This is a genomic window from Phocaeicola sp. RTP21198st1_B8_RTP21198_201120 (genome assembly GCF_040929485.1).
Taxonomy (GTDB): domain Bacteria; phylum Bacteroidota; class Bacteroidia; order Bacteroidales; family Bacteroidaceae; genus Phocaeicola; species Phocaeicola dorei.
In genome coordinates, this window is the sequence record NZ_JBCOCI010000467.1 from 1 (window position 1) to 1,155 (window position 1,155).

The 1,155-nt window shown below is 38.9% G+C and carries 1 protein-coding gene; it reads left to right on the forward strand.

What is annotated here, in order from left to right:
- Positions 1-107 precede the first annotated feature (107 nt).
- Positions 108-1,155: aspartokinase (locus AB5935_RS27340; RefSeq protein WP_368328019.1), on the forward strand; the 1,048-nt coding region annotated here is incomplete at its 3' end.

The window sequence follows — 1,155 nt, forward strand, 5'->3', positions numbered from 1 at the left end:
GATATACCATATTCTAAAGCTAAGGAATGATTCTTAAATATCTTTCTCTTTTGAAAAAAGGCATATCATTTTGAAAAGAGTAGTAACCAATAAATAACCAGATAACAATGAAAGTTTGTAAATTCGAGAAAATTAAAGATGAGGATGAAATGAAGCAAGTAATCAATTGTATTCAGAAAGAACATCCTTATGTAGCTGTAGTCCCTATATTGGCACAATTACAGGAGTGGTTACAGGCTATTTCCATCAGTTGGTTTCACGAAGAAGATGAAGTTTCTCATACCACAGTCAATGCCATCGAAGCATATTGCTATGCCCTTGCCAATCATCTCATTACAGATTCGCACCTAAATCAGGAAATTAAAAACCGGATTCTGGAATGCATAAAGAAAATACATATACTTGTAGAAGACAAAGCAGATTTACTGATTGATAAAATGATAAAAGCGGAAGTATACGGATTATCCAGTGATTTATTCACTTATTGCTTACGTCAACAGGGTCTTCGTGCCCAAACATTAGATACCGGCAAACTTATACAGATCAACCTGGAAAGAAAGCCGGATATCCCATATATTCAAGAATCTATCCAACAATACATTGACGAGAACCGGAATGTAGATATTTTTATCGCCCCACTTTCCATTTGCAGAAATGTGTATGGTGAAATAGACTTCATGAGCGAACAACGCAATGATTACTATGCAACAGTGCCTGCCACCCTATTCAAAGCGGACGAAATACTGTTATCCACCCCTATCAATCATATCTACGCAAACCGGAATTGCCTGCGAGAACAACATTCACTAACTTACATAGAAGCCGAACAACTGATTAACAGCGGAGTACACCTGCTCTACGCAGATTGTATCACCCTTGCGGCACGCTCCAATATAGTTATCCGCCTAACCGATACACACGATCTGTCAACAGAACGACTCTATATATCTTCCCATGACACAGGCAACAGTGTCAAGGCCATCCTCTCACAGGATTCGGCTACTTTTGTGCGTTTTACCTCATTGAATGTATTGCCCGGATATTTGTTTATGGGTAAGATATTGGAAGTTATCAACAAATATCAAATCAATGTCATCTCAATGGCCTCATCCAATGTATCCATCTCGATGATGCTGACAGCAAGCCGGGACACCC